Annotated in this window: 7 protein-coding genes; 4 read left to right on the top strand and 3 right to left on the bottom strand. The window is 69.1% G+C overall.

Going from position 1 to position 7,361, the window contains the following annotated elements; translation table 11 throughout:
* The 3 genes from ACMUOO_RS08935 to ACMUOO_RS08925 all read left to right on the top strand — a co-directional run.
* A partial coding sequence (locus ACMUOO_RS08935) for a protein-L-isoaspartate O-methyltransferase family protein (protein ID WP_413855037.1) occupies positions 1 to 612 on the top strand: 612 nt, incomplete at its 5' end.
* A 59-nt stretch (positions 613 to 671) separates the two neighbouring features.
* On the top strand, positions 672 to 2,036 hold the full coding sequence (locus ACMUOO_RS08930; protein WP_301919177.1) for a TolC family outer membrane protein: 1,365 nt from the start codon (positions 672 to 674) through the stop codon (positions 2,034 to 2,036).
* A 68-nt stretch (positions 2,037 to 2,104) separates the two neighbouring features.
* Positions 2,105 to 3,487, top strand: a complete 1,383-nt coding sequence (locus tag ACMUOO_RS08925; protein ID WP_301919176.1) for a hypothetical protein — start codon at positions 2,105 to 2,107, stop codon at positions 3,485 to 3,487.
* Between the two features lie 79 nt (positions 3,488 to 3,566).
* Here the strand turns inward: ACMUOO_RS08925 and ACMUOO_RS08920 are convergent, their stop codons facing one another.
* Positions 3,567 to 3,887, bottom strand: a complete 321-nt coding sequence (locus ACMUOO_RS08920; RefSeq protein ID WP_105513766.1) for a DUF6280 family protein — start codon at positions 3,885 to 3,887, stop codon at positions 3,567 to 3,569.
* 216 nt (positions 3,888 to 4,103) lie between these two features.
* Here ACMUOO_RS08920 and efp point away from each other — a divergent pair, with 216 nt between their 5' ends.
* Positions 4,104 to 4,667 (top strand): elongation factor P, encoded by a 564-nt coding sequence (gene efp / locus ACMUOO_RS08915; RefSeq protein ID WP_301919175.1) that lies wholly within the window; start codon positions 4,104 to 4,106, stop codon positions 4,665 to 4,667.
* Between the two features lie 4 nt (positions 4,668 to 4,671).
* Here the strand turns inward: efp and ACMUOO_RS08910 are convergent, their stop codons facing one another.
* Together ACMUOO_RS08910 and ACMUOO_RS08905 are read right to left on the bottom strand one after the other, a co-directional pair.
* Positions 4,672 to 5,430 carry a YgfZ/GcvT domain-containing protein gene (locus ACMUOO_RS08910; protein ID WP_301919174.1) on the bottom strand — a complete coding sequence of 253 codons (759 nt, stop codon included), beginning with the start codon at positions 5,428 to 5,430 and terminating at the stop codon, positions 4,672 to 4,674.
* 19 nt (positions 5,431 to 5,449) lie between these two features.
* Positions 5,450 to 7,114 carry an ABC transporter ATP-binding protein gene (locus tag ACMUOO_RS08905; RefSeq protein WP_301919433.1) on the bottom strand — a complete coding sequence of 555 codons (1,665 nt, stop codon included), beginning with the start codon at positions 7,112 to 7,114 and terminating at the stop codon, positions 5,450 to 5,452.
* Positions 7,115 to 7,361: the final 247 nt, after the last annotated feature.

The following is a 7,361-nucleotide window of genomic DNA, read 5'->3' as shown; positions in this document are numbered from 1 at the left end:
CAGGTGCGCCCCAACGACGTGACCAAATACCCCATCATCGAGGCGATGCTTGCGGTCCCGCGCGAGGCCTTCGTTCCCGCGGCGAGCCGCGAGGCAGCCTATGTCGGCGGCAACATCGAGATCGCGCCGGGCCGGGTCATGCTGGAGCCGCGCACGCTCGCCAAGATGCTCGACGCGCTCGACATCCAGCCCGGCGACCTCGTGCTCGACGTCGGCTGCGGCCTCGGCTACTCGGCCGCGGTGATCGCCCGGATGGCCGAGGCGGTCGTGGCGCTCGAGGAGGACGCGGACCTCGCCCGGGATGCGCAGGCGCGGCTTTCGTCCGAAGGCGCCGACAACGCCGCGGTGATCGAGGGCCCGCTTGCCCAGGGCGCGGCCAAGCACGGGCCCTACGACGTCATCGTGGTCGGAGGGGCGGCCGAGGCGGTGCCGCAGGCGCTTCTCGATCAACTGAAGGAAGGCGGCCGGATCGGATGCGTCTTCATGGAGGGCGCGCTCGGCACCTGCCGCATCGGGCACAGACTCGACGGGATCGTCGCCTGGCGCTTCGCCTTCAACGCCACCGCGCCCGTGCTGCCGGGCTTCGCGGCGCGGCGGGAATTTGCGCTCTGAGCGTGAAAGGTGGCGTCGACGCTGCGCGGCCACCGCAACCGGGACAGGGACTATTGACCATGAGACGCCATCCGCCCCGCCGCCTTTTTGCCGCCGCGCTCATTGCCGCGGGCCTGATCGCTGCGCTTCCCGCGCGGGCGGAGACGCTGGCCGATGCGCTGATCTCCGCCTACCGGAATTCCAACCTTCTCGAGCAGAACCGCGCCGTGCTCCGGGCCGCCGACGAGGATGTCGCGAGCGCCGTCTCCAACCTCAGGCCCGTCCTGCGATGGGTGGCGGAAGCCCAGCAGTTCGACACCCGCCAGCGGACGGGGCGCGACGCCTCGCTCGGCCTCCAGGCGCAGATGACGCTGCTCGACTTCGGCCGCAACCGCTTCGGCATCGACATCGCGCGCGAGATGGTGCTTGCCACCCGCGAGGCGCTGGTAGGGGTGGAGCAGAACGTGCTCCTGACCGCCGTGCAGGCCTATTTCGACGTGCGCAGCGCCGAGGAGAACGTGGCGATCAACCAGAACTCGGTGCGTGTCGTGGGCGAGTTCCTGCGCGCCACGCAGGACCAGTTCGACGTCGGTGAGGTCACCCGCACAGACGTGGCCCAGGCCGAGGCGCGGCTTGCCGCCACGCGCGCGTCGCTGGCCGTGGCCGAGGGGCAGCTCGCCGTCGCGCGGGAAGCCTACAGGGCCGCGACCGGCCGCTACCCCGGACAGCTTGCCGCGGCCCCGCGCGCGCCGGCGCTGCCGAAGACCGCGGCGGAGGCAACCGGCATCGCCCAGCGCCGCCATCCCGCGATCCTGCAGGCCCAGCACATGGCGAAGGTTGCCGATCTGGGGATATCCGCGGCAGCGGCCGAACGTTTGCCGGAACTCACCGGATCCGTCGCGGTCACCCACAATGACGGGACAGGCGACGACGCGGTCGCGTCGGTCGATCTCAGCCAGACGATCTATGCGGGGGGCAGGCTCTCGGCCGCGCACCGGAAGGCGATCGCGCAGCGCGATCAGGCGCGGGCCAGCCTGCTTCAGGCGAGCGTGTCGATCACGCAGGGCGTTGGCAATGCCTTCGCGGGGATCGAGGTCGCCGCCGCCCAGATCGCGGCGACGGACCGCCAGATCGAGGCCGCCTCCATCGCCTACGAGGGCGTGAAGGAGGAGGCGAAGCTCGGCGCGCGCACCACGCTCGACGTTCTTAACGCGGAGCAGGAACTGCTCGATGCCCGTGCCGCCCGCATCACCGCGCTAGCCGATCTTCAGATAGCGAACTATTCACTTCTTTCCGCTATGGGACTCCTGACGGCGGAGTATCTGAATCTTGGCATTCCGACATACGATCCGGAAGGCTACTACAACGCCGTGAAGAATGCGCCGGCGACCTCGGTCCAGGGCAAGAGCCTCGACCGTGTTCTGCAGGCCATCGGCAAGAACTGAGTGCGCGCGTCGGTTGTCGACCGCTTCGGCGCACCTTAGAGTGGGGCCCGAGCGGTTGAGGAATGCCCATGCCTGACCCCCTGACGAATCTCGAGATCCAGGACGTGCTGTCCTCGATCCGTCGGCTCGTGTCCGAAGACAACCGTCACCGCGCGGAACGCGACCGCGCCCGCCAGACGGATGCTGCCGCGCCGGCGGAGTCCGGCAAGCTCGTTCTGACCGAGGCGCTTCGCGTCGCGCCTGAAGGGGCGCCCGAACCCGATGCGCCCGCGCCGGGTGCTGCCGAAGCTGATGTGGCCATGCCCGACGCGGCCGGGCCGGCAGCGGGCGTGGCTGGGGGGGCAGACCTCCCCACCGGGCCGGAGGCCGAGGCGCCGGAGCCGCATTCCGGCGAGGCATTCCCCCTCGATGAAACGGTGACCGGCGACGCACGTTTCGCGGCAGACGATGCGCTGCCTGCGGTGGCCGAGGCCGAGGCGGCGGGTGACGACACCTGGGAGCAAGCCGAGGAGGACGCGTCGCTCGAAGGCACGATCGCGGAACTCGAGGCGGCCGTGGCGGGCTTCGGCGGCGAGTTCGAGCCCGACGGAAGCGAGGTCGCGCGAACCCAGGGGATCGACGCCGAGCTCGAGGAGGCTTTCGAGGAAAGCTTCGCGGTCGATCTGGCCGCCGAGGAGGAAGCAGCCGCGGAGTTGGCCGCGCTGTCGCAGCCGGTGACGGCCGGCGCCGCGGAGGCCGCGCCGGTCGCGGCGCCGCCGGCGGATGCTGTCGATGTAGTCGCCGGCGATGAACGGGCGGCGGAGATCGCCGCCGCGACGGGGGATGCGCATGACGGCGTAGCCGAAGCCGATGAGACTGCGGCGGAGTCCGCCTGGGCGCCGGACGATGCCGTCCCAGGCAGCGGTGACGACCGGGCGGCAAGCCTGGACCCCTTCGACCTTTCCGAGGTGGAGGACACGACCGCAACTCTCGTGATTCCGGCCTTCGTGCACAGCGGCCCGGTTCGGCCCGCTGTGGCGGCGGCTGCGACGGAGCCACCCCGGCCGGCCGGACCGCGGCGGCTCACCTTGACTGCAGCCCAAGCCGTGCCGGCCGACCAAGTGCCCTGGGGCCGCGGCGGTGCGCCCGCGACCTGGCCGGAGGACGAGACCGGGCCGGAGGACGAGACCGGGCCGGAGGACGAGATCGGGCCCGGCGATGCGCCGGGCCTCGCCTCGGCGCTGGCCGAGGAGACCGGAGAGGCCATCGCGCCGGCTGGCGACGAGGCCGAGCGTTCGATCTTTGACCCTGGCGACGAAGGTGTCATCGACATGGCCATGCTGCGCGATCTGGTGGCTGAGATCATCCGCGAGGAGCTTCAGGGCCCCCTGGGCGAGCGGATCACCCGCAACGTGCGGATGCTGGTCCGGCGCGAGATCAACCGGGCGCTCGAGGCGCGCGGGCTGGACTAGGGCGGAGAACCGGGGGCTGCGAAAAGGAAAACGCGCCCCTTCGGGCGCGTTCCTTCGGCAGCAAGGTGCTTTCGACCGCTCAGGCGGCTTCGGCCTCTTCCGCGGCGTGACGGCGCTCGCTTTCCTCGCGCGACAGCGCGACGGAGGTGCGGACGCCCTTCGAGACGAATTCCATCAGGCCCTTCACGACCCTTTCGTTCGGGTCGATCCCGGCGCAGGACAGAACCTCGCGGCCATCCCGCGAGCGAGCCCAACGGGCGATCTGCTCGGGCCCGTTGCCATACTTCTTGTCATCGGCAATCGCATCGTCGAGCGCCGCCAGAACGACCGCCGCGAAAAGCTTTCGCGACCGCTGGCCTTGCTCGTAGTTGAATGCGGTGCCGTCAACGAAATCGCGCATTTCCTAGTCCGTTCTTATTGCTCTTGCGTTTACCGGCGTTCCGCTGTCTATGGCCTTTCGCCCCCGATTCGGTATTCCCTCTGACGAATGACTGTCATGCAGCAGGCGCATGGCTTACCTTGGGGAAACACCGTATCTAGTCGGATTGCCAGAAACGGGCCCGGCATATATAGGTGCCGCGCGATCATTATCAACCTTTTGTCAAGGTTCTCTTCCATGGCCAAGATCAACGGCAACGAAATCCGTCCCGGGAGCATCCTGGATCATGACGGCGGCCTCTGGGCGGCGGTGAAGGTGAACCACGTGAAGCCCGGCAAGGGCGGCGCCTTCGCCCAGGTGGAGATGAAGAACCTCCGTGACGGGCGCAAGCTCAACGAACGCTTCCGCTCGGAAGACAAGGTGGAGGAGGTGCGGCTGGAGAACAAGGACCAGCAGTTCCTCTACGAGACCGACGGCCGGCTGGTGTTCATGGACGCCGAGACCTTCGAGCAGATCGAACTGGACGCCGAACTTCTCGGTGACCGCCGGCCCTTCCTGCAGGACGGGATGACCGCGACGGTTCAGTACTACGGCGAGGAGGCGCTGTCGCTCTCCATTCCGCAGAAGGTCACCTGCACCATCAGCGAGACCGAGCCGGTGGTGAAGGGCCAGACGGCCGCCAACAGCTTCAAGCCCGCGATCCTCGACAACGGCGTGCGCATCATGGTGCCGCCCTTCATCGGCGAGGGCGAGGCGATCATCGTCAACACCGATTCCATGGAATATTCCGAGCGCGCCTAAGCGCTCAAAGCATCCGGATGCGGGCCTCGCCCGCCCGCATCTCGCCGCCGGCGCGGTCGAAACGGAGGAAGGCGATTCCCTTTCCGTGCGCCTGCGTGAAGAGCGTCCCCGCGGGGCGGCCTTCCGACAGGATCTCCGCCCCGATGGGTGCTTCGCCTTCGACGGCGACGGTGACGAGACCCTTCCTGAGTTCGGTCTTGTGCTTCATCCGCGCCGTCACTTCCTGCCCGACATAGCAGCCCTTGCGGAAATCGACGCCGTTGAGCCGCTCGAACCCCGCCTCCAGGATGTAACTCTCCTCGGGGATGAGCTCGACCCCCGTCTCGGGGATGCAGTGCTCCACCCGGATCGCGTCCCAGTCGATCGCGGGCGCGCCCCCCGGTTCGGCCGCGTAGAGCCGCCAGCCGAGGGCCGGGTGGCGCGGATCGGCAAAGCCGCCCTCGGGCACGGGACCGCGGCCGCGGGACACCCGGAAGGGCGAGGGCACGATTCGCACATCGGCGCGCAAGCGGTACATCGCGAGGCGGCGCAGAAGTCCTTCGGCAAGGCCCGCCTGCACGTCGAGGAGGATCGCGTCACCGGCCGGCACGAGGAAGAAATCCGCCAGATACTTGCCCTGCGGCGACAGCATCGCGGCATAGACGATCCCTCCCTGCACCCGGCCGAGGTCGTTGGTGACGAGGCCCTGCAGAAAGCTCTCGCGGTCCTTGCCGGTGATCTCGAAGACCTTGCGGTCGGCGGCGGCTTCGCCGGGTGTGGGCATGGCATCGGTCCTGTCGCGTTCAGTCGGAAAACTGCAGCCGGCAGAGCCCCGCGTAAAGCCCCCCCTTTGCCAGCAGCGTCTCGTGCGTGCCGTCCTCGACCACGCGGCCCCTGTCCATAACGACGATCCTGTCGGCATTGCGCACCGTGGCGAGCCGATGGGCGATGACAAGTGTTGTTCGGCCCTGCGAGAGGCGCTCCAGCGCCGCCTGCACGACCGTCTCGCTTTGCGCGTCGAGCGCCGAGGTCGCCTCGTCCATGAGAAGCACGGGCGCGTCGCGCAGGAGCGCGCGGGCGATGGCAACGCGCTGGCGCTGCCCGCCCGAAAGGCCGGAGCCGCGCGGACCCGCGGGCGTGTCGAGACCGAGCGGCAGGCCCTCGGCAAAGGCACTGACATGGGCCGCGTCAAGCGCGGCGCGCAGCACGTCTTCGGGCACGCCCGCGCGGCCGACGAGGACGTTCTCGCGGATCGTCTCGTCGAAGAGAGTGGCGTCCTGTGCCACCACCGAGAAATGATCCCGCAGCGTGGCGAGGTCGAGCGTCGCGATGTCCACCCCGCCGAGCGTGATGCGCCCCGAGTTGGGATCCACCATGCGGGTGAGGAGGTTGAAGACCGTCGATTTCCCCGCGCCGGAGGGACCGACGATTGCGGTGGTCCGCCCGGGTTCGGCTGTGAAGGTAAGCCCGTTCAGAACCCGATGGTCGCCATAGGACAGATGCACGTCTTCAAAGGCGATGCCCGTCGTTTCGGGGGGGCGGCCGGGGGCGGCCACGGCCTTGACGGTGGGCGCCGTGTCGAAGAGGCGGTAGAGCCGTTCGAGGCTCGCCGCCGCCGTCTGCCAGGCGCCTGCCATGTCGCCAAGCCGGCGCAGCGGCTGAAAGGCAAGCGACATGGCGGTGAAGAAGGACATGAACTCGCCGACCGTGCGCTCGCCCGCCGTGACCTCCGGTCCGGCAAGGAGGAGGACGCCGAAGAACCCCAGCCCGGTCACGATGTCGATGAGGGCTGGCACGAGCGCGCGGATGGCGGCGGTCTTCGTCTCGGCCCGGACGATGGCCTGCGTGATCGCACGGAAGCGCGACAGCTGGTAGCTTTCCATCCGGTTCAGCTTCACCGCGCCGATGCCGTGGAATATCTCGTCGAGCCGCGTCGCCCGCCGTGCGGCCTCGGTCCGGACGTAGCCGGTCTTGCGGCGGATGTAGCGCTGGACGGCAACCGTCGGCAGGATGAGAAGAGGTGCCGCGACAAGGGCCGTCAGCGTCCAGCGGACGTCGATGGAGAGCGCGACGACAAAGAGCGAGACCAGTGCGATCAGGTCGCGCCCGACCCCGGTGATGAGAAGCGACCAGACCCCTTGCACGGCGGCGGTGTCGCCCTGCACCCGCTCGATCAACGCGCCCGGCGGGTTCGTCTGGTAGAACGGTCCGTCGAGCGTCAGGAGATGGCCGAGAAGATCCACCTGGATCGCCGTGGCCGAGCGCAGACCGACGCGCACGAGAAGCGCGCGGTTGATGATCAGCGTCAGCGCCCGGACGAGGAAGAGCGAGAAGATCGCGCCCCCCACCCACCAGATCGCCGCCCCGTCGCCGGCGACGAAGACGCGGTCGAACAAGGGCTTCAGCATCCAGGAGAGTGCGCCGAGGGTGGAGCCCTCGATCACCATGAAGAACGCTGCCAGTGCCATGGTCCACTTGTGCGCCGACAAATAGTCGCGCCAGAGCCGGGCGAGGAGCCGGCGGGAACCGTAGGTCTCTGCGGTGGGGGCGGCGCCTTCTGGGGGCACGGGGCGACGGGCCTTCGGCTTGCGCGGCGGGGCCGCAGGTCGGGCCGATCTAGCCCGAAAGCCTCGACGGAGGCAAGGCAAGGCGACATGGCGGGGGGCGTTGACCTTCCGCGGCCCGCCGCCTACGCCTTGGCGACCTGACGGAGGA

The sequence above is a fragment of the Albidovulum sp. genome, assembly GCF_041919395.1.
GTDB lineage: Bacteria > Pseudomonadota > Alphaproteobacteria > Rhodobacterales > Rhodobacteraceae > Albidovulum.
The sequence above is the reverse complement of the archived record's forward strand: the minus strand, read 5'-3'. Positions and strand labels throughout refer to the sequence as shown.